Below are 19,712 nucleotides of genomic sequence, written 5' to 3' on the forward strand. Positions count from 1 at the left end.
CGTCGAATTCATCGCGCATGCAGAATTTTCCGCTCGTTTTTCACGCGTCGCCGGATCAGATGATCGCGTGGCGCAACGGCGCGCCCGTCTCCGTGCGCGCGTTTCTCGCCGACGTGCGCGCGCTCGCCGATGCGCTCCCCGAAGGCGGACACGTGTTCAACGTCTGCACGGATCGCTATCGATTCACGGTGAGCCTGTGCGCGACGCTCGTCGCGGGCAAGACGAGCCTGTTGCCGTCGACGCATACGCCCGAAATGGTCCGCGCGCTCGCCTCGTTCGCGCCGGACGCGTTCTGCCTGCACGACAACGACGATTGCGCGATCGACCTGCCGCGCTTCCGCTATCCGGAGCTGGCCGCGTCGCGCGTGGAGAGCGAGGCGAAAGTCCCGCACATCGACGGCGCGCGCGTCGTGGCCTACGTGTTCACGTCGGGTTCGACGGGCGTGCCGGTGCCGCATCGCAAGACCTGGGGCTTTCTCGTGAAGAACGTTCGCGCGGCGGCGGCGCGTCTCGGGCTGCTCGGCCAGGCGGGCGCGACGCTCATCGGCACCGTGCCGCCGCAGCACATGTACGGCTTCGAATCGACGGTGCTGCTCGCGCTCATCGGCGGCCTCGCGTTCAGCAACCGCCAGCCGTTCTATCCCGTCGATATCCGCGCGGAACTCGCGGCCGTGCCCGAGCCGCGCGTGCTCGTCAGTTCGCCGATTCATCTGCGCGCGCTGTTCGCGAACGAGGAAGCCTTGCCGCGCGCGTCGCTCGTGCTGTCGGCGACCGCGCCGCTCGCCGAAAAGCTCGCGCTCGACGCCGAAACGCGCCTCGAAGCGCCGCTGATGGAAATCTACGGCAGCACCGAAACCGGCCAGATCGCGACGCGCCGCACCGCGCGCACCGCCGCGTGGGAACTGTTTCCGGACATCGTGCTGACGCCGCGCGCCGACGATTCCGGCGAACAGACGATGTGGGCGTCCGGCGGCCACGTCGAAGTGCCGGTGCCCATGGGCGACGCGCTCGAACTCATCGACGGCACGCATTTTCTGCTGCACGGGCGCAAGGCGGATCTGATCAACATCGCGGGCAAGCGCACGTCGCTCGCGTATCTGAATCATCAACTGAACGCGGTGCCCGGCGTGATCGACGGCGTGTTCTACATGCCCGACGAAAGCGACGCCGACACTGACACCGTGCGCCGCCTGATGGCGCTCGTGGTGGCCCCGGAACTCGCGGCGGCGGATTTGCAGCGTGCGTTGCGCGAGCGCATCGATGCCGCGTTCATGCCACGGCCGCTGCTGTTCGTCGATTCGCTGCCGCGCAACGCGACCGGCAAGCTGCCGCGCGAAGTGCTGACGCAATTGATCGAACAGGAACGTAACCGCAAGGCCGCGCTGACCTTCACCGTGCCGCCGGCGCATCCCGCGCTCGCCGGACATTTTCCCGGACGCCCGATCGTGCCGGGCGTCGTGCTGCTCGATCACGCGCTCGATGCAATCGGCTCTGCGCTCGGAACGAACTTCGGCGCCTGCCGGATCGAATCCGCGAAATTCCTGAGCCCGGCCGTTCCGGGCGAAGCGCTCGACATCACCTACGAAACGTCCGCGAGCGGCGCGATCCGCTTCACGATTCGCGCCGGCGTGCGCGCGGTGGCGAGCGGCGCGCTCGCCAGGGACATGCAAGCATCGTGAACGAGCCGCGCAACCGCGACGACTGGGCCGACCGTCAGGAACGCAGCAACCTCGCGTTGCTGCGCTTCATGACGTGGGTGTCGCTGCGCTTCGGGCGGCGCGCCGGGCGCGTGTTGCTGCGGATCATCACCGCGTATTTCGTCGTGTTCGCGCCGCGCGCGCGGCGGGCGTCGCGTGCTTATCTGAATCGCGCGCTCGGGCGGCATGCGGGCTGGCGCGATGGTTATCGTCACGTGTTCTCGTTCGCGTCGACGATTCACGACCGCATCTATCTGCTCAACGAACGCTTCGATCTGTTCGATATCCGCACGCATGGCGTCGATAATGTCGAGGCCGCGCTCGCCGATGGACACGGCGCGTTCCTGATGGGCGCGCATCTCGGCAGCTTCGAAGTGGTGCGCGCGATCGGGCGGGCGCAGCCGCATATCCGCATCGCGATCACGATGTACGAAGAAAACGCGCGCAAGATCAACGCGATTCTCGCCGCCGTGAATCCGGCCGCGCATCACGACGTGATCGGGCTCGGCAAGGTCGATGCGATGCTCAAGGTGCGCGAGCGGCTCGATGCGGGCGCGCTCGTCGGCATGCTCGCGGACCGCACGCTGCGCCAGGCCGGCGACGCGCTGAAGGAACGCGATTTCCTCGGCACGCCCGCCGCGTTTCCGCTCGGGCCGCTGCATATGGCGGCGGTGCTGCGGCGGCCGGTCGTGTTTATGACGGGGCTATATCTCGGCGGCAATCGCTACGATATCCACTTCGAAACGCTCGCCGATTTTTCGAAAATCGGCCGCGCCGAACGCGCCGCCGCCGTCGATGCCGCGCTCACGCGTTACGTCGCCTTGCTGGAAAAATATTGCCGCGCGGCCCCGTACAACTGGTTCAACTATTTCGACTTCTGGCAGGCGAACGCCGCGCGGGAACCGGCGCAAGCGCGCGTCGCCCCGCTGCAGGAAGTCACGAGGGATTCCTGATCTCATGCGAGTTTTCTATGCGGCGCTGGCCGCCGCCGTTCTTTGCGTCACGTCGGCGCCGGCTTTCGCCGCCGATGCGCCCTGGACGCTCGATCGCCTGATGAACACGCTCGGCGCGAAGAAATCCGGCCGCGCGCATTTCACCGAGACGCGCTATCTGAAGATCGCGCAGGAACCGCTCGAATCGTCGGGCGAACTGGTGTTCGTCGCGCCCGATCATCTGGAAAAACACACGGTCAGCCCGAAGCCGGAGAATCTCGTCGTCGATGGCGACATGCTCACCGTCGATCGCAATGGCCGCAAAGTCACGATTGCGCTGCGCAACTATCCGGAACTGGGCGCGTTCATCGAAAGCATTCGCGCGACGCTCGCGGGCAACCGTTTCGCGCTGGAAAACGCGTACACCGTGTCGATCGACGGCCACGGCGACGACTGGACGATGACGCTCGTGCCGACCGATTCGCGCATGAAGCAGAAAGTCAGCTCGATCACGCTCGCGGGCAGCGGCGCGGCGCTCGCGCGCGTCGAAATCAGACAGGCCGACGGCGACCGTTCGCTGATGCGCCTGCAAGACGCATCGGCGCACTGAACGCGGCATGCGCACGGTTCTTCGTCAGCCTGCGGTCATCGTCTGGCTGTGCTTTCTCGCGGCGTGCGCCGCGATCATCGCGCGCGCGAGTTTTTCCGCCGATCTCTCCGCGTTCCTGCCGCGATCGCCGAGCGAGCAGCAACGCGTGCTCGTCGAGCAATTGCGCGACGGGCTCGTTTCGCGGCTGATTCTCGTCGGCATCGACAGCGGCGACGCGAACGGCCGCGCCGATGTCTCGCGCAAAGTCGCGGCGAAGCTGCGCCAGGATCCGCGTTTCTCCGCGATCAACAACGGCGAGCCGGTGGGCGCGGCGCGCGACGAGCGTTTCGTGTTCGAGCATCGCTATCGCTTGAGTCCGGCGGTGACGCCGGAGCGCTTCAGCGTCGCCGGACTGACCGCCGCCCTCGCCGACAGCCTCGATCTGCTGAGCTCGTCCGCCGGCATGATGACGAAGGACTTGCTGCCGCACGACCCGACCGGCGAAGTCACGGCGCTCGTCAGTCAACTCGACAGCGGCGCGCAGCCCGCGATGAACGACGGCGTGTGGACTTCGCGCGACGGCCAGCGCGCCGTGCTGCTCGCGCAGACCGCGAGCGCCGGTTCCGACACCGATGCGCAAGCCCGCGCGATGGCCGCGATCCGCGCTGCGTTCGCGCAAGCCGCGCCGGGCGCATCGCCGTATCGGTTGCTGATGACGGGGCCGGGCGTATTCGCCGTGCAAACCCGCGACACGATCATGCACGACGTGCGCTGGCTGTCGGCGGCGAGCATCGTGCTCATCGTCGTGTTGCTGCTGGCGGTGTATCGCTCGGTGCCCACGTTGCTGCTCGGTCTGATGCCGGTGCTGTCCGGCGTCGCGGCGGGCGTCGCCGCCGTGAGCCTCGCGTTCGGCACCGTGCACGGTCTCACGCTCGGTTTCGGCACGACGCTGATCGGCGAAGCCGTCGATTATTCGATCTATCTCTTCGTGCAGTCGGCGGGCGTGCAGCGGCGCGAATCGCTCGCGGACTGGGTCGCGGGCTTCTGGCCGACGATCCGCCTCGGCGTGCTGACGTCGATCTGCGGCTTCGCGTCGATGCTCTTCTCGGGCTTTCCGGGCCTCGTGCAACTCGGGCTGTATTCGATCGTCGGTTTGTCGACGGCGGGCATCGTCACGCGCTTCGTGCTGCCGCATGCGTTGCCGCAAGGTTTTGCCATCCGCGACGTCTCGCGTCTCGGCAACCGGCTCGCGCGTTTCGCCGCGCGCGCGCCGCGGCTGCGCGCGGCGCTCGCCGTGCTGCTGCTGGCGGCGGCGGCCACGTTATTGATGCAGCGGCACGGACTCTGGAGTCAGGAGTTGTCGGCGCTGAGTCCCGTTCCGAAGGCGAGCCAGGATCTCGACGAACGCCTGCGCGCCGACGTCGGTGCGCCGGACGTGCGCTATCTCGTCGTGGTGTCGGCGGCGAGCGAGCAGGCGGCGCTCGAACGAGCGGAAGCGGTCGCGCATCGGCTGCAGCCGCTCGTCGATGCCCACGTGATCGCCGGCTATGAAAGTCCGGCGCGCTATCTGCCGAGCGACGCCGCGCAGCGCGCGCGGATCGCGAGCCTGCCTTCCGCCGAGGATCTGCGCACGCGCCTCGCCGTCGCGCTGCGCGATCAGACGATTCGCGTAAAACCCGAAGTCTTCGAGCCGTTCATCGCCGATGTCGAAGCGGCTCGCGCGCAGCCGAACCTGCGCCGCGCCGATCTGCAAGGCACGTCGATGGCGCTTGCCGTCGATTCGCTCCTCACCGGACGCGACGGCCGCTGGACCGCGATGCTGCCCTTGCGCGCGGCCGAAGGCACCGATGTCGAGGCGCAAAAGATTCGCGCGGCGGTGGCGGCGTCGCAGGTGCCGGACGCGCTTTTCGTCGACATGAAAGCCGAAGCCGACCGCCTCTATCAGAACTACGTGCACGAGGACATTCGCCTGTCGCTGGGCGGATTCGCCGCGATCGTCGTGCTGCTCGTGGTCGCGCTGCGCTCGCCGGTGCGCGCGGCGCGCACGCTCGCGCCGCTCGTCGCGGCGGTGATCGTCGTGATCGCGGGGCTCGCGCTCGCGGGCAAGTCGCTGACAATTCTGCATCTGATCGGCATGCTGCTGATCGTCGCGGTCGGCTCGAATTACGCGCTCTTTTTCAACTATCGCGCGCACGCCGAACGCAACCCGATTTCCCCGCAGACGCTCGTGTCGCTCGTGATCGCGAATCTCGCGACCGTGCTCGGCTTCGGCCTGCTCGCGCTTTCCAACGTACCCATGCTCAAGACTTTCGGCCTGACGGTCGGCCCTGGCGCGATTCTCGCTCTCCTGTTCTCCGCGATCCTCGCGCCACGTTCGGAATTCCCGCGATGAACGCAGCCGTCGCCGCACCCGGCCAGCCGCGCCGCTGGATTCCGACGCCCCTGATCGGCGGCGCGGCCGCCGTGCACGCGGGCGCGCTCGCGGCGCTCGCCGTATCGCCCGCGACGTGGCCGTGGGCGGCGGGCGGCGTGATCGCGTCGCACGGCGCGCTGGCGTGGGCGGGACTCTGGCCGCGCAGCGCGCTGCTGGGCCACAACTGGACGACGCTGCCGGAATCGGCGGGCGCAAGCATCGCGATCACGATCGACGACGGTCCCGATCCCGATGTCACGCCGCGCATGCTCGATCTGCTCGACGCGCATTCCGCGCGCGCGACGTTCTTCTGCATCGGCGAGCGTGCGCGGGAACATCCGCGCATCGTCGAGGCGATCGTCGCGCGCGGGCATGCGGTGGAGAATCACAGCCAGCGGCATCGGCATCATTTTTCGCTGACGGGACCGGGCGCGATGCGGCGCGAAATCGACGCGGCGCAAACGACGCTCCGCGAGATTACGGGCGTGCGGCCGCTCTTCTTTCGCGCGCCGGCCGGGCTGCGCAATCCGTTTCTCGAACCGGTGCTGTGCGGTCTCGGGCTTCATCTCGCGAGCTGGACGCGGCGCGGCTTCGACACGTGCACCAGCGACGCGGCGCTCGTCGCGCAACGTCTGCTGAACGGATTCGCCGCGCGCGACATTCTGCTCGTCCACGACGGCCACGCCGCGCGCGACGCGAACGGCGCGCCCGTCGCGCTGGCCGCGCTCGACACGGTGTTGCGCGAGGCGGCGCATCGCGGACTCGCGACCGTGACCTTGCGCGAGGCGATCGTAGGCTAGACTGCACGAGCCCTCCGTTCATCCGTCGCCCGCATGGTGCCGAACGCGCTCGTCGAAACCGCCAGCCGTCCCTATCGCGCCGCAGGCCGCTTCGCGTGGCACTTCGCGTCGGCGAAACTGCGTCACGATCCGTTCTTCGCCCACGTTCTCGCGCACGGCCTGATTCCCGATGACGCGCGCATCCTCGATCTCGGCAGCGGCCAGGGTTTGCTCGCCGCGTGGCTGGTCGGCGCGCACGCGTGGCATCGCGACGAGGCGCAGCGCGCGTGGCCTGCGCGCTGGCCCGCGCCGCCCGCGCCGCGATCGATTCACGGCATCGACCTGACGCCGCGCGACGTCGACCGGGCGCGCATCGCGTTGCGCGAGCACGCGGCGCGCATCCGCTTCGTCTGCGACGACATTCGCGTGGCACCGTTTCCGCAGGCGGATGTCGTCGTCGCGTGCGATGTGCTGCATTACGTCGATTCGGACGCGCAGGAAGCCGTGCTGCGCCGCGTGCGCGCGAGTCTCGCGCCGGACGGCGTGCTTCTGCTGCGCGTCAGCGACGCCGGCGCGGGCTGGCGTGCGAGCGTCGATCGCGCCGTCGATTTCGGCATGCAGCTCGCCCGTTCGGGGCGCACGAACGGGCTGACGGTGCGCAGCGAGTCGCAATGGCTCGCGCTGCTCGCCGGCCTGCGCTTTCACGTGACCATTCGTCCGATGGGCAACGGCACGCACGCGGCGAATCGTCTGCTGATTGCGCGGGCCTCCGACTGACGCGCGCCGGGTCCGAAAGGTCTCGTTTGTTACAATTCATCGGATTCGAACGCCATCGGACTTTTAGGCTCCAGCCCGTAGTGAACCCTCTTCTGCTAACGCATTTCACCGCCACGAGCTGCGCGGGCCGCGGCCTCGACGCGACGCTCGCCGCCCTCTCGGAGGCACGCGGCGGACTCGCGCCGTGCGATTTCGAAGGCGCCGCGCTGCGCACGTTCACGGGCCGCGTCGCCGGCATCGAAGACGCGCCGGTACGCGCGGATCTCGCCGAATTCGACTGCCGCAACAACCGCCTCGCGCAACTGGCGATGACGCAGGACGGCTTTCACGAGCGCATACGCGAAGCGATCGCGCGCTACGGCGCGCCACGCGTCGGCGTTTTCATGGGCACGAGCACGGCGGGCATTCTGGAGACGGAACTCGCCTACCGGCGGCGCGATGAAAAAACCGGCGCGCTGCCCGCCGACTTCAACTACGCGACCACGCACAATCCCTATTCGCTCGCCGGTTTCGTGCGCGCGTACTTCGGGCTGCGCGGGCCGGCGGTGTCGGTGTCGTCGGCGTGTTCGTCGGGCGCGAAGGTGTTCGGCTCGGCGCGGCGCATGCTGGAAACCGGTCTGATCGATGCAGCCGTGGTCGGCGGCGTCGATACGCTCTGTCTCACGACGCTCTACGGCTTCAACTCGCTCGAACTGCTCGCGCCGGGGCCGTGCAAACCGTTCGACGTGAAGCGCGACGGCATTTCCATCGGCGAGGCGGCGGCGTTCGGGCTGCTCGAACGCGACTCGGCCAGCCACGCCCATGACGACGCGATCCGCCTGCTCGGCATCGGCGAATCGAGCGATGCGTATCACATGTCGTCGCCGCATCCCGAAGGACTCGGCGCGCGCATGGCGATGGAACAGGCGCTCGCGAACGCCGGACTCGACGCGCGCGATATCGGCTACGTGAATCTGCACGGCACCGCCACGCCCAGCAACGACGCCGCCGAAAGCCGCGCGCTCACGAGCCTGTTCGACCGCGTGCCGTGCAGCTCGACCAAGGGCGCGACGGGTCATACGCTCGGTGCGGCGGGCGCGCTCGAAGCGGTGATCGCGGCGCTCGCGTTGCGGCACCAGATGATTCCGGCGGGCGCCAACACGAGCGAGCCGGACCCCGCGCTCGGCCTCGACTACGTGCTCACGACACGCGACGCGCCGTTGCGCGCGGTGCTGTCCAACTCGTTCGGCTTCGGCGGGACGAACTGCAGTCTCGTGTTCGGACGCAAGGGAGCGGGCCCGGCATGACTCCATTGCGTGCTTATATCGAAGGCGTCGGCGTGATCGGGCCGGGACTCGCCGACTGGCCTCGCACCGCCGATGTGCTGACGCATCGCGCGTTGCGGACCGTCGCGCCGACCGTATTGCCCGCGCCCGCCGCCTTGCCTTCCGCCGAACGGCGCCGCACCGGGCCGGTCGTGCGCGCGGCGCTCGCGGCGGCGCACGAAGCGGCCGCTCAGAGCGGGCGCGATGCCGCGACGCTCGCCGCCGTGTTCGCGGCATCCGGCGGCGACGGCGGGAATTTTCATGCGATCTGCGAAACCCTCGCGAGCGACGATCCGCAAATTTCGCCGACGCGCTTTCACAACTCCGTCCACAACGCGCCCGCGGGCTACTGGAGCATCGCGACGCGCGCGATGGCCGCATCGAACGTGCTGTGCGCGTACGACGGCAGCTTCGCGGCGGGCTTGCTGGAAAGCCTCGCGCAAGTGAGCGTCGATGGCGCGGCGACGCTGCTCGTCGCGTATGACACGGACTATCCGGAGCCGTTGCGCCACGCGCGCCCGATCGCGGACGCGTTCGGCGTCGCGCTCGTGCTCGCGCCGCAAAAGAGCGAGTGCACGCTCGCGCGCATCGAGGCGCATCTCACCGACGCGCACGCGTTCACTTTCGCCGATGCCGGTCTCGAAGCGCTGCGTCTGTCGAATCCCGCCGCGCGCGCTTTGCCGTTGCTCGAAGCGCTGGCGTGCGGGAAGGCATCGGGCGTCGTGCTCGATTATCTCGACGACACGCGCCTCGCCGTGAATATCGATCCATCATGACGGCCGCGCACATTTTCGATCGCGAGTGGATCGCCGCGCGCATTCCGCACAGCGGCGCGATGTGTCTGCTGGATGGCGTCGTCGCGTGGGATGCGCAACACATCCGCTGCGCCGCGACGAGCCATCTTCGCGCGGACAATCCGCTGCGCTCGAAGGGGCGGCTCGCGTCGGTGTGTGGCATCGAATACGCCGCGCAGGCGATGGCGACGCACGGCGCGCTCGTCGGCGACGAAAGCAAGCGCCCGCGTGTCGGCATGCTGACGAGCGTGCGCGGCGTGCAAACGCACGTCGACAGGCTCGACACGCTCGACGGCCCGCTCGATATCGAAGCCGAGCGCCTGGGCGGCGACGAGAACACGGTGCTCTACCGCTTCACCGTTCACTGCGCCGGACGATTGCTGTTGAACGGACGCGCCGCCGTGATTCTCGACGCTGCTCAGGCTGCCGGTTTCGTCGCGCAATAAGCGGAGAAAATGCCGAGCTCGACGTCGCGGCGCACGTTCACGAAGCCCGCGCGCTCGATCGCCGAGATGACCGTGTCCGGCGGCACGCAAGCCTCGATCGTGTCCCAGTAATAGCGCATCAGCTCGACGCTTTCCCCTTTCTTCCCGACGATGCGCGCGATCATCGGCACGACGCCGCGCATGTAGAACTTCAGTGCCGCGACGCCCATGCCATGCGCGGGCCGCGTGATTTCGAGCACGCAAAGGCGTCCGCCGGGCGCGAGCACGCGAAAATATTCATCGAAGGCTTTGGCGAGATCGCCGACGTGGCGCAGCGCGAAACCCATGCTGAGGAAGTCGTAGGCGGCGCTTTCGCACGGCAGATCCTCCGCGGTGCCGATGCGCGTCTCCACGCCAACCGGCAAATGCGCCTCGCCCACCATGCCCGGACTCGGATCGACGCCCGTGACGAGCGCCGGATCGCCCGTGATCGCGACTGCTTCCTTCGTGACGATCCCGGTGCCCATGCCGACGTCGAGCACGCGCATGCCACGCGCGAGACCCGCCGAACGCAACGCCCGGTTGCGATACCACGGGCCGGAGCCGAAGGCCATCGCGCGTTCGATGGCGTCGTAGTCCGAGGCGGTGCGATCGAACATGCCGCGCAGCCAGAGACGCCTTCCGGATTCGTCGGCGTAGTAGGAAGTGAGCGGCTCGTGCGGGGCTTTATGGTCGATCGGGTCGATCTCTTCGCGCCGGGGTGAAGTCATCGCGTCTCCTGTGACTGTTCGTGTGCCTGCAAGCCGCCGTGCACGTTTTTATCACAGGACAGTTCATTCGGCGATCGCGGCCAGCACTTCCGCCGTCGCACTCGCGACGACCGCTCGCGGCGCGGCGATATCGGGTGCGGGCAACGCCAGCGTCATCGCCTTGCGCGCGCGCATCAGCGAGTTGCGCACGCGGCGCTCCGGGCGGCTGAACATGCCGCCGCCGACCAACGCGACGAACGATGCGATGAGCGGCACCGCGAGCAGCATCGTCGCGAACTTGAAGAGACCGAGTTTCAGCGGACTTTGCGACGCCCACGCGGACCACGCGATCGCGAATCCCATGTAAGCGACGCCCGCCGGCGCACCCGCCAGTTCGGGCATGCCGATACGTTGCGCGAGCGGCATCGGAAAAATCAGAACCAGGAGGACGATGCTCGACATCGCGTGAACGAGCAGCGCGCGCCGCTGCTTCAGGAGCCCGGTGACCGACCAGAACGCGAGCACGAGCACGAAAGGCGGACACGCCGCCACCACGGCGGCGAGCGCGAGATAGACCACGACGCCGCTCATCAGATTGCGCAAGTAACCTTCCGACGACGCGTAAAACACCATGTACCCCGCCGCCATCGCCGCCACGCACGCGACGAACGCGATGATGCCACCCTCTCCCGCCGGCGAAACGGCGAGTCTCAGCATTAGAAGACTCGTGAAGCCGATCAGAAAAATCAGGAACCGCACAACCGAAAAACGCTGCTTCATACCTCACCCCTTTCCCCGGATGGTGCGAGCGGTCGCCGGTACGGTCGCTCTGCCGCGCGCCGGTGGCGTGGCGCGCCGCTGCAGACCTTATGGCACCTGTCTTCGCCCATCTATCGCTCGCGTCCGCATTCGAATGACGGATCGCGCGCTCAAAAGCGCCGCCGCGAATAGCCTTTCGGTCTTTCGCGGTCGACGTCTCTTTATCGACGGGAAAACGGGGAATCTTTAGCCCGTGTGCGTCGGGCTTCGGCGGGGATGAATGTCAGCGCGTGAGCGGCTTCGCGAATTCCATGGACGACGCGCGCACGAACTTGCCCGCGCCCAGATGGTGGATCGTGTGCAGCGGCTGATTGGTTTCGTCGATGTTCCAGTGCCCGTCGACGAACACGCGCGAATCGGCGGCGGCCGCGACGACTTCCGCGAAACAGGTGTCGTAGGCGTCTTCCGTATGCTTTTCGTCGATCAGTTTGCATTCGAGCCACGCCGCACAGCCGGTCTCGATGAGCGGCAGGCCGAGCACCGGCCCTTCCATCGTTTCGATGCCGAAGGCTTCGAACTTGTCGATCTCGCGGCCGCTCGTCGAGCCGACCGCGTACGTGACGTCGATCATCGCCGCGCCCGGCACGATCACGCCGAACGTGCCGCTCGCCGCGGCCAGTTCGCGCGTGTAAGTGCGCTTGTCGATCACGACGGCGATACGCGGCGGCGTGAATTCCACCGGCATCGACCAGGCGGCGGCCATGACGTTGCGGCGTGAGCCGTGCGCGCTGGTGACGAGGACGGTCGGTCCGTGGTTGATGAGACGGCTGGCGTGCTCCAGCTTGACGGGACGAAAGTGGCTCATGGCTTTATGCATGCAAAGGACAATTCGCGTGATTGTATGTGGCATTCAAAATGCGCGCGTCGGTGGGTGGTCGAATCCGGTTCGAGATTCGCTTGACAGACGCTCTTACGATATATATCTTTAGATATGTTTTACGACATATCTGGAGTGTTCCTATGAAATCCCGTTGCTTTCAACGCGCGCGTGAAGCCGGTTTCCGCGCATTCGGATCGGCTTTTCCCTTCGATGCGCCCGAGTGGGCCGAGCGCTCGATTTTCGAACGCTGGGGCATGATCGGCCGTCATCGCCACGGTGGCGGCGGTCGTTTCGGCGGCGGCCCCGGTGGAATGGGCGGCATGGGTGGATTCGGCGGCGAAGACGGCATGCCGCGCGGCCGCAAGTTCTCGTCCGACGATCTGCAACTGCTGCTGCTCGCGATGCTCGCCGAAGCGCCGCGTCATGGCTATGAACTCATCAAGGCGCTTGAAGACCGCTCGAACGGCTTCTACGCGCCGAGTCCCGGCATGGTCTATCCGGCGCTCACGTATCTGGAAGAACTGGGCTATGCGACCGTCGAACTGGAAGGCAATCGCAAGCGCTACGCGCTCTCGGATGCGGGCCGCGACTATCTCGCGTCGAACCGCGAGCGCGTCGACATCATGCTCGCGAAGCTCACGCATTTCGCACGCAAAATGGATCTCGTGCGCCGCGCCTACATGGGCGAGGAAGTCGACGACACGGCCAGCGACAGCGCCTGGGCGCCCGAGCTGATCGCCGCGCGCCGCGCGCTGAAAAAAGCGCTGCTGTTGCGTACCGATGCATCGCCGGACGAGCAACGCCGCATCGCCGCGATCCTTGCCCGTGCGACGGCCGAAATCGAACAGAATCCCGCGCCGAAGCAGGTATAAAAAGGAGCCATTCACGATGACAGATTCCATCCTGCAAGACCGGCCCGATCTCGAAGTCACGCGCGTACGCCACGCGCTCAAGTTCCGCCTGCTGCACGTTACGCGCGTGAAGCCGCTCACTCCGTCTCTCGTGCGCGTGACTTTCACGGGCGATTCGCTCGACGATTTCGTCAGCGCCTCCTTCGACGATCACGTGAAGCTGTTCTTCCCGCAACCCGGCGAGACGATGCCCGCAATCCCGCAAGCCGGCCCCGATGGCCCCACGTTCGATCCCGCGAAGCCGCGTCCGATCGCGCGCGATTTCACACCGCGCCGCTTCGACCGCGAAGCGCGCGAGCTCGATATCGAATTCGCGCTGCACGAAGCCGGGCCCGCGACGGCATGGGCCGCGCAAGCCGCGCCGGGGCAGTGTCTCGGCATCGGCGGACCGCGCGGGTCGTTCGTGATTCCGACGCAGTTCGACTGGCATCTGATGATCGGCGATGAAACCGCGCTGCCCGCCATCGCGCGTCGTCTGGAAGAACTGCCTGAAGGCACGCGCGCCGCGACGCTGATCGAAGTTGCGGATCAATCGGCGCGCATCGAATTCGATACGCGCGCCGATCTTTACGCGCAATGGCGCTATCGCAACGAGAGCGAGCATCCCGGCGGCGCGCTGCTGCTCGCCTTGCGCGAAACCTACGTGCCCGATGGCGAAGGCTACGTGTGGGCCGCGGGCGAAGCCACGCTGATGCGCGCGGTCCGCAAGCTGCTTTGCGATGAACGCGGCGTCGACAAAAAGCGCATTCGTGCTTCCGCTTACTGGAAGCGTGGCGAGCAAGGCGTGCACGAAACGATCGACGGATGATTCGCTGAGCGCAAAACCGCGATAATGGCGGCACGGAGACATTCAACGCTCATCAAACGGTGGCGCAACCATGACCGACACGTTCAAGAAAAAGCCCGCGCAATCAGGCGGCCTGCGCAAATCCCTGACGAGCTATGGAGACAACGGCTTCTCGCTGTTCTTGCGCAAGGCGTTCATCAAGGGTGCGGGTTATACCGACAGCGCGCTCGATCGTCCGGTGATCGGCATCGTCGATACGGGCAGCGCGTATAACCCGTGTCATGGCAATGCGCCGCAACTGATCGAAGCGGTGAAGCGCGGCGTGATGCTGGCGGGCGGCTTGCCGATGGACTTTCCGACGATATCGATCGCCGAATCGTTCTCGCAGCCGACGAGCATGTACTTGCGCAACCTGATGTCGATCGACACGGAAGAGATGATTCGCGCTCAACCGATGGACGCAGTCGTGTTGATCGGCGGATGCGACAAGACCGTACCGGCGCAACTCATGGGCGCGGCATCGGCGGGCATTCCCGCGATCCAGCTCATCACGGGCTCGATGCTCACGGGCGCGCATCGAGGCGAGCGCGTCGGCGCATGCACGGATTGCCGCCGCTACTGGGGCCGTTTTCGCGCGGAGGAAATCGACGCGGAGGAAATCGCCGCCGTGAACAATCAACTCGTCGCGAGCGTGGGCACCTGTTCCGTGATGGGCACGGCAAGCACGATGGCCTGTATCGCCGAAGCGCTCGGCATGACGATGCCGGGCGGCGCATCGCCGCCCGCGGTCACGTCGGATCGCATGCGCATCGCCGAGCTTACCGGCACGCAAGCGGTGCGGATGGCGCACGATGACCTCAGCATCGACAAGATCCTCACCGCCGAGGCATTCGAGAACGCGATGCGCGTGCTGCTTGCGATCGGCGGCTCGACGAACGGCATCGTGCATCTCACCGCAATCGCGGGACGCATGGGTTATGACGTCGATCTAAAGGCGCTCGATCGCATGGGACGCGAAACGCCCGTGCTCGTCGATCTGAAGCCGTCCGGCTCGCATTACATGGAGGACTTCCACAAGGCGGGCGGCATGGCGACGCTCTTGCGCGAATTGAAACCGCTGCTCAACCTGAACACGTTGACCGTAACCGGGCGCACGCTTGGCGAAGAGATCGAAGCCGCGGGGCCGGCATTCGAGCAGGATGTCGTGCGTCCCTTCGACAAGCCGATCTATCCGCAAGGCGGCATCGCGGTGCTCGAAGGCAATCTTGCGCCGGGCGGCGCGATCATCAAGCAATCGGCGGCGGATGCGAAGTTGATGGAGCACGAAGGCCGCGCGGTCGTGTTCGAGAATGGCGCGGATCTCGCGGCGCGCATCGATTCCGACGATCTCGACGTCACGCCCGACGATATTCTCGTGCTGAAGAACATCGGACCGAAGGGTGCGCCGGGCATGCCGGAAGCCGGCTATATCCCGATTCCGCGCAAGCTCGCGGTGAAGGGCGTAAAGGATATCGTGCGCATCTCCGACGGACGCATGAGCGGCACGGCCTTCGGCACCATCGTGCTGCATGTGACGCCGGAATCGGCGGTGGGCGGACCGCTCGCGCACGTTCGAAGCGGCGATCGCATTCGGCTCAGCGTGTCGAAGCGCGAGATCAGCCTGCTCATCAGCGATGAAGAACTCGCTGCGCGTGCGAAGGAAGCGCCCGTTGACGTGCCGGGTGCGGATCGTGGTTATCGGAAGTTGTTTTACGACACGGTGACGCAGGCGGACAAGGGCGTCGATTTCGATTTTCTGCGCGCAACGCAGACGCGAGGCGTGATTCCGCGCGGATGATGGAGCGCGGCATCACGACGTCCGACAGGCACCTCGTCCAGCGATGCGACGAACGCGGCAGTATCGGCGATGAGCATGCGCGGACCATTTGCATTCAATATGTCGCATGCAAGATGCCGATCCGCGCGCTTCGTTTTAAGATAGCCACTTCTTCGCAACCGGCTCGATGCGCCAGGAGCGGCAGGGTGTTTCTATTCAAATGTGGACATGGCGCGGCGCTGTGCCTGAGCTTCGCGTTGGCATGCGGAACCGTGTGCGCGCTTGCAGCCACACCGCGTGCTGGCCAGGCGGCGAGTGCCGTGGAAGCCGCGAGCGGCATATCGATGCAAGGCATCATGTCCGCCGATGCGCTTCCGCCCAACTTCACCGGCGACGATCCCGAGCACGTCCGCGACGCGCTCGCGGGGCATCCTGCGCCGGGACAGCCGGCGTCGATCACGAACCGCGTGCGGGCGTTTCTCTCGCGTCCGTTTCGCAAGCCGCAAGGCGCGTCCGCGCCTGCGGGCGCCAGTCAGCCGCCCGGGCAGACCGATCGCACGTTCACGTTCGTGATTCCGGTTTCGTATGGCGTGCGCTATTTGTCGAAGAAGAAGGTGCTTTCGGTGAACGTGTCACTGGCGGCGCCCGAAAATCCCGACGCCATTCTGCTCAAGCAGACGGTGAAGGGGCAAAGCGGCCGCAAGCTCGTCGTCGCGCCCGAGGCCAAGGAGAAGGGCTTCGTTCAGACCGTCGACGTCATCCAGTTGAAGCCGGAAAGCGGCCTCAAGACGACCGTCAGCGGCCGTGTCATGCTGCCGCGTTTCGATCATGAACGCGGTAACGGCGACTTCGCAATCGTGCTCATCTGCTCGCTCGCGCCACCCTATCTGACCGACGACATCGAGCACAGCGCTCCCACCGACGAAGAGCCCACGGACATCACCCGCAGGACATCGACGTTGAATGGAAGGGTCGACGCGGCGTGGCTCATCGACAGCAAGGAAGGCACGATCATCACGAAGCGCTTGCACCTCGTGAAATAGGTCGGAGTAGACGACTTTGTCTACCTGTCCGTCAGCATGCTCGCACCATCGCCAGGAACTTGACATCACGCGCGAACGCATGAGCGGACGTCCGTGCGAAACCATCGCGACCCGAACGACTACAATCGAGTGCGAACACGCTCAGCGCTATTCATCAGATGCACGTCATAGGCAAATGAGCCCTTGAATCACGATGTTTTCGATGCGAAGCGTCGCCATTGCCGCGCGCCAGATCGTGCGGCAATGGCGTCACGCGGAGAACCTGAATGCCCGCCAGATTGAACGCCGTTCGCAAGACCGGACGCATGGTCAGTCGCCGGCTGATGCGACGCAACAGCACCGCCGCGATGCGCTTCGCCGATGCGTTCTCGCGATTTCCGGCGCTCGCCGGGCTCATCGGCACGGCCATCGCCATTTCCATGGCCGTGTTGTCGTTTGCCGCGCTATGGCAAGGACGCGCGCAGGCGCTGCAGAACGCGCATCAGGCGGCGGCCAACCTGGTCGCCACCTTGAGCGCCGATATCGCGCGCAACGTCGAAGCGAGCGACCTCTCGCTGCGCACCATCGTCAGCGGCATGCAAAATCCCGCAGTGATGGCGCTTCCTCCCGACCTGCGCAAGCTCGTCCTGTTCGACGGCGCCACCGGCATGAACTATGTCGGCGGCGCGTTCGTGATGAATCGCGAAGGACGCATCGTCGTCGAACGCGATCCTTCCAAGCATGCGGACCTGCTCTTCAACGATCGCGAGTACTTCAAGGTTCACGCCGACCATCCCGACGCCGGCCTCTTCATTTCCGGGCCCTACGCGTCGCGTCTGCGCAACGGCGCGGACTCGCTCGCGTTGAGCAGGCGCATCGATGCGCCGGATGGTTCGTTCGCGGGCGTCGCCGTGATCGCGTTGAACGTCGCCTATTTCAAGAACCTGCTTTCGCGCGTGGACATAGGCCGGTCGGGCTCGGTATTCATTGTGCAGCAGGACGGCGTGATGATCGCGCGCAAGCCTGCGCTGCCCTCGGACGGAGGCGGGTATGTCGCCAGGTCGCCGACCTTCGCCGTGATGCGGGACGCACCGTCCGGCTCGTATATATCGAGATCGCCGCTCGACGGCGTGCGGCGGCTTTATACCTTCCAGCACGTGCCCGGCACGCAACTGATCGCGGCGGTCGCGCCCGCGGAGGATGAAGTGCTGGCCGCGTGGCACGAGCGCAGCATCGTCATTGGCGGCTTGACGATGATGTTCGGCGGCGGCTTCGTCGTCATCTCCTGGCTGCTCGCGATCTCGCTAAGGTCGCGCGCGATCGCGCAAGTGAAACTGCAACGGCTTGCCGGCACCGATTCGCTCACGGGCTTGAGCAACCGCCGCGCGCTGGACCGCCGGCTCGACGAAGAATGGCGGCGTGCCCGTCGCGCCGATCAACCGTTGTCCGCGTTGTTCGTCGACGTCGATTACTTCAAGCTCTACAACGACACCTACGGTCACGCGATGGGCGACGATGCGCTGGTCGCTGTGGCCGATTGCATACAAAATTCCGCCAAACGGCCCGGCGACATCGTCGCGCGCTACGGCGGCGAGGAATTCGTGGTCGTGCTGCCGGGCGCCGACGCGAGCGGCGCGCTCACGTTCGCCGAACGCCTGCGCGTGAAGGTGGAAGATCTCGCCATCGCGAACAGCGCGGCGCCGAGGGGCGTGCTGACGATCAGCATCGGCATCGCGACCGGCTCGCCGCGTCAGGTGGAAGACGCGCTCAAGCTGCTCAATAATGCCGACGCGGCGCTCTATCTCGCCAAACGAACCGGACGCAATCGCTCGATCCATGAAGACAGTGTCGCGAGCGGCGGCGCGTAGAGCGAGGCACGCAACATCGCGCGTATCATGCATCGTGAATGCAATCGTGCATTTTGCATGCCGCATTCAAACTACATTCGAGCGTATTCAGCACAGAAGGAGACACTCCGATGCCTGCATCCACCGCCGTATTCGCGATACTGTTCTCGCTGTTGCTTGGCGCGATGATTCCCGGCCCGAGTTTCGTGGTCGTGGCGCGCAATGCGATCGGCATATCGCGCGCCGATGGTCTCGCGACCGCGCTCGGCATGGGCGTCGGCGGCATCTTCTTCGGCGGAATTGCGCTCGCGGGACTCTATACGCTGCTCGTCGCCGTCGAGTGGCTCTACGTCGGGCTGAAGGTCGCGGGCGGCCTTTATCTGATCTACATCGCGTCGAAGATCTGGCGCGGCGCCGCGCAGCCGCTGCAAATGCCGACGACGCAAGACGATGCGCCCCCGCTCACGACGAGCGTGCGCAAGTCGTTCTGGCTCGGCCTGACGACACAGTTGAGCAATCCGAAGACCGCCATCTGGTATGGCAGCATCTTCGCAGCGCTCCTGCCGCAACATCCTCCGCTGTGGTGCTACTTCGTGCTCCCGCCGATGGTCTTCGCGATCGAGACGGGCTGGTACACGGTCGTCGCTCTGGGATTCTCCAGCAAGCGCCCGCGCGAGATGTATCTGCACGCGAGGAAATGGATCGACCGAATCGCCGCGAGCGTGATCGCGATGCTCGGGCTGCGGCTCGTGCTCACCGCAGGTAGAACCGGTTTGTGATGTCGCATGCAAAAGACATAACGCAAACTGGTATCAAACATTTCGCATGCAAAAGACGAAAGGCAGAAGGCCGGGCGCGCCGCGAGGCACGTCCGGCCTTCGCTCACTGGCAGACTCGAAGCGTCCGCATCACAGCGGATGCAGCTTGCCGTCGAGGTCCATCGTCCACTGTGAGCCGTCCTTGAACGTCAGCACGCCGCTTTGAGCGTCGATGTGAATGGGCTTGCCGGCCGGCTCCTTCTTGTCGCCTCCGACGATCCGGGACATCTCGGCAGAGGACAGTTTCTGGGCGTGTTGCAGATCGTCGAGCTTCAGGTTCGCCATGGCGTTTCTCCTTGCGGTGCGTAAGCGGGTGTTCGTTGGAATCGAATCGAGCGCGAAAGCACTCGCTGCAGTCTTTTGCATTCGTTATGCCAACGCGCGATGCACAAGGCTTTGAAGCCCGTAGCGCC

At 66.1% G+C, this 19,712-nt stretch carries 19 protein-coding genes; 15 read left to right on the forward strand and 4 right to left on the reverse strand.

The genetic code is table 11. The features are described from left to right. The first annotated feature begins 17 nt into the window (after positions 1-17). The 9 genes from NOV72_RS05540 to NOV72_RS05580 all read left to right on the forward strand — a co-directional run bounded on the left by NOV72_RS05540 (position 18) and on the right by NOV72_RS05580 (position 9,731). Entirely contained in the window at positions 18-1,679 is a 1,662-nt protein-coding gene (locus NOV72_RS05540) for an ApeI family dehydratase (protein ID WP_106853708.1), read from the forward strand. Beyond that, entirely contained in the window at positions 1,676-2,650 is a 975-nt protein-coding gene (locus tag NOV72_RS05545) for a lysophospholipid acyltransferase family protein (protein WP_106853586.1), read from the forward strand. Before NOV72_RS05540 ends, NOV72_RS05545 begins: the two co-directional genes overlap by 4 nt. A 4-nt stretch (positions 2,651-2,654) precedes the next feature. Beyond that, the gene (locus NOV72_RS05550; protein ID WP_106853587.1) at positions 2,655-3,239 is read left to right on the forward strand and encodes a LolA family protein; all 585 of its coding nucleotides are present in this window, start codon (positions 2,655-2,657) and stop codon (positions 3,237-3,239) included. A 7-nt stretch (positions 3,240-3,246) separates the two neighbouring features. Further along, the gene (locus tag NOV72_RS05555) at positions 3,247-5,610 is read left to right on the forward strand and encodes an MMPL family transporter (protein WP_106853588.1); all 2,364 of its coding nucleotides are present in this window, start codon (positions 3,247-3,249) and stop codon (positions 5,608-5,610) included. Then, complete coding sequence (locus NOV72_RS05560) at positions 5,607-6,431, forward strand: polysaccharide deacetylase family protein (protein ID WP_106853589.1); 825 nt, start codon at positions 5,607-5,609, stop codon at positions 6,429-6,431. The genes NOV72_RS05555 and NOV72_RS05560 overlap by 4 nt, the downstream gene beginning before the upstream one ends. A 33-nt stretch (positions 6,432-6,464) precedes the next feature. Beyond that, positions 6,465-7,187 carry a class I SAM-dependent methyltransferase gene (locus NOV72_RS05565; RefSeq protein ID WP_106853590.1) on the forward strand — a complete coding sequence of 241 codons (723 nt, stop codon included), beginning with the start codon at positions 6,465-6,467 and terminating at the stop codon, positions 7,185-7,187. Positions 7,188-7,267: 80 nt separating this feature from the next. Beyond that, the gene (locus tag NOV72_RS05570) at positions 7,268-8,473 is read left to right on the forward strand and encodes a beta-ketoacyl-[acyl-carrier-protein] synthase family protein (RefSeq protein ID WP_106853591.1); all 1,206 of its coding nucleotides are present in this window, start codon (positions 7,268-7,270) and stop codon (positions 8,471-8,473) included. Beyond that, positions 8,470-9,267 carry a beta-ketoacyl synthase chain length factor gene (locus tag NOV72_RS05575; protein WP_106853592.1) on the forward strand — a complete coding sequence of 266 codons (798 nt, stop codon included), beginning with the start codon at positions 8,470-8,472 and terminating at the stop codon, positions 9,265-9,267. The genes NOV72_RS05570 and NOV72_RS05575 overlap by 4 nt, the downstream gene beginning before the upstream one ends. Next, on the forward strand, positions 9,264-9,731 hold the full coding sequence (locus NOV72_RS05580) for a hotdog family protein (RefSeq protein ID WP_106853593.1): 468 nt from the start codon (positions 9,264-9,266) through the stop codon (positions 9,729-9,731). The genes NOV72_RS05575 and NOV72_RS05580 overlap by 4 nt, the downstream gene beginning before the upstream one ends. Here the strand turns inward: NOV72_RS05580 and NOV72_RS05585 are convergent. The 3 genes from NOV72_RS05585 to NOV72_RS05595 form a co-directional block, all read right to left on the reverse strand. Then, positions 9,704-10,480, reverse strand: a complete 777-nt coding sequence (locus NOV72_RS05585) for a class I SAM-dependent methyltransferase (RefSeq protein ID WP_106853594.1) — start codon at positions 10,478-10,480, stop codon at positions 9,704-9,706. The two genes, NOV72_RS05580 and NOV72_RS05585, sit on opposite strands and share 28 nt — an antisense overlap. Positions 10,481-10,543: 63 nt before the next feature. After that, entirely contained in the window at positions 10,544-11,176 is a 633-nt protein-coding gene (locus NOV72_RS05590; protein ID WP_245932908.1) for a hypothetical protein, read from the reverse strand. 325 nt (positions 11,177-11,501) lie between these two features. Further along, the gene (locus tag NOV72_RS05595; RefSeq protein WP_106853595.1) at positions 11,502-12,083 is read right to left on the reverse strand and encodes a flavin reductase family protein; all 582 of its coding nucleotides are present in this window, start codon (positions 12,081-12,083) and stop codon (positions 11,502-11,504) included. 155 nt (positions 12,084-12,238) lie between these two features. Between NOV72_RS05595 and NOV72_RS05600 the strand changes: the two genes are divergently transcribed. The 6 genes from NOV72_RS05600 (at position 12,239) to NOV72_RS05625 (ending at position 19,260) form a co-directional block, all read left to right on the forward strand. Beyond that, positions 12,239-12,970, forward strand: a complete 732-nt coding sequence (locus NOV72_RS05600) for a PadR family transcriptional regulator (protein ID WP_425428712.1) — start codon at positions 12,239-12,241, stop codon at positions 12,968-12,970. A gap of 16 nt (positions 12,971-12,986) precedes the next feature. Then, on the forward strand, positions 12,987-13,817 hold the full coding sequence (locus NOV72_RS05605; protein WP_106853596.1) for a siderophore-interacting protein: 831 nt from the start codon (positions 12,987-12,989) through the stop codon (positions 13,815-13,817). 70 nt (positions 13,818-13,887) lie between these two features. Then, a complete protein-coding gene (locus NOV72_RS05610; protein WP_106853597.1) occupies positions 13,888-15,633 on the forward strand; it encodes an IlvD/Edd family dehydratase in 1,746 nt (581 codons plus the stop codon). 185 nt (positions 15,634-15,818) lie between these two features. Further along, positions 15,819-16,655: a hypothetical protein gene (locus tag NOV72_RS05615; RefSeq protein ID WP_106853598.1), complete on the forward strand. Its 837-nt coding sequence runs from the start codon at positions 15,819-15,821 to the stop codon at positions 16,653-16,655. 323 nt (positions 16,656-16,978) lie between these two features. Beyond that, on the forward strand, positions 16,979-18,502 hold the full coding sequence (locus NOV72_RS05620) for a GGDEF domain-containing protein (RefSeq protein WP_106853710.1): 1,524 nt from the start codon (positions 16,979-16,981) through the stop codon (positions 18,500-18,502). Positions 18,503-18,612: 110 nt separating this feature from the next. Further along, positions 18,613-19,260 (forward strand): LysE family translocator, encoded by a 648-nt coding sequence (locus NOV72_RS05625; RefSeq protein ID WP_106853599.1) that lies wholly within the window; start codon positions 18,613-18,615, stop codon positions 19,258-19,260. Between the two features lie 129 nt (positions 19,261-19,389). On the opposite strand, the gene NOV72_RS05630 is transcribed toward NOV72_RS05625, so the two are convergent. Next, a complete protein-coding gene (locus NOV72_RS05630) occupies positions 19,390-19,584 on the reverse strand; it encodes a hypothetical protein (protein ID WP_106853711.1) in 195 nt (64 codons plus the stop codon). Between the last annotated feature and the right edge of the window lie 128 nt (positions 19,585-19,712).

It is taken from the genome of Caballeronia novacaledonica (assembly GCF_900258035.1).
Classification (GTDB): domain Bacteria; phylum Pseudomonadota; class Gammaproteobacteria; order Burkholderiales; family Burkholderiaceae; genus Caballeronia; species Caballeronia novacaledonica.

What these genes read in the sequence shown, in the direction of transcription:
- NOV72_RS05630 (WP_106853711.1), bottom strand. Translation starts at nt 19,584, where the DNA reads ATGGCGAACCTGAAGCTCGACGATCTGCAACACGCCCAGAAACTGTCC.
- NOV72_RS05585 (WP_106853594.1), bottom strand. Translation starts at nt 10,480, where the DNA reads ATGACTTCACCCCGGCGCGAAGAGATCGACCCGATCGACCATAAAGCC.
- NOV72_RS05565 (WP_106853590.1), top strand. Translation starts at nt 6,465, where the DNA reads ATGGTGCCGAACGCGCTCGTCGAAACCGCCAGCCGTCCCTATCGCGCC.
- NOV72_RS05590 (WP_245932908.1), bottom strand. Translation starts at nt 11,176, where the DNA reads ATGCTGAGACTCGCCGTTTCGCCGGCGGGAGAGGGTGGCATCATCGCG.
- NOV72_RS05580 (WP_106853593.1), top strand. Translation starts at nt 9,264, where the DNA reads ATGACGGCCGCGCACATTTTCGATCGCGAGTGGATCGCCGCGCGCATT.
- NOV72_RS05540 (WP_106853708.1), top strand. Translation starts at nt 18, where the DNA reads ATGCAGAATTTTCCGCTCGTTTTTCACGCGTCGCCGGATCAGATGATC.
- NOV72_RS05575 (WP_106853592.1), top strand. Translation starts at nt 8,470, where the DNA reads ATGACTCCATTGCGTGCTTATATCGAAGGCGTCGGCGTGATCGGGCCG.
- NOV72_RS05610 (WP_106853597.1), top strand. Translation starts at nt 13,888, where the DNA reads ATGACCGACACGTTCAAGAAAAAGCCCGCGCAATCAGGCGGCCTGCGC.
- NOV72_RS05625 (WP_106853599.1), top strand. Translation starts at nt 18,613, where the DNA reads ATGCCTGCATCCACCGCCGTATTCGCGATACTGTTCTCGCTGTTGCTT.
- NOV72_RS05600 (WP_425428712.1), top strand. Translation starts at nt 12,239, where the DNA reads ATGAAATCCCGTTGCTTTCAACGCGCGCGTGAAGCCGGTTTCCGCGCA.
- NOV72_RS05555 (WP_106853588.1), top strand. Translation starts at nt 3,247, where the DNA reads ATGCGCACGGTTCTTCGTCAGCCTGCGGTCATCGTCTGGCTGTGCTTT.
- NOV72_RS05605 (WP_106853596.1), top strand. Translation starts at nt 12,987, where the DNA reads ATGACAGATTCCATCCTGCAAGACCGGCCCGATCTCGAAGTCACGCGC.
- NOV72_RS05620 (WP_106853710.1), top strand. Translation starts at nt 16,979, where the DNA reads ATGCGACGCAACAGCACCGCCGCGATGCGCTTCGCCGATGCGTTCTCG.
- NOV72_RS05550 (WP_106853587.1), top strand. Translation starts at nt 2,655, where the DNA reads ATGCGAGTTTTCTATGCGGCGCTGGCCGCCGCCGTTCTTTGCGTCACG.
- NOV72_RS05595 (WP_106853595.1), bottom strand. Translation starts at nt 12,083, where the DNA reads ATGAGCCACTTTCGTCCCGTCAAGCTGGAGCACGCCAGCCGTCTCATC.
- NOV72_RS05560 (WP_106853589.1), top strand. Translation starts at nt 5,607, where the DNA reads ATGAACGCAGCCGTCGCCGCACCCGGCCAGCCGCGCCGCTGGATTCCG.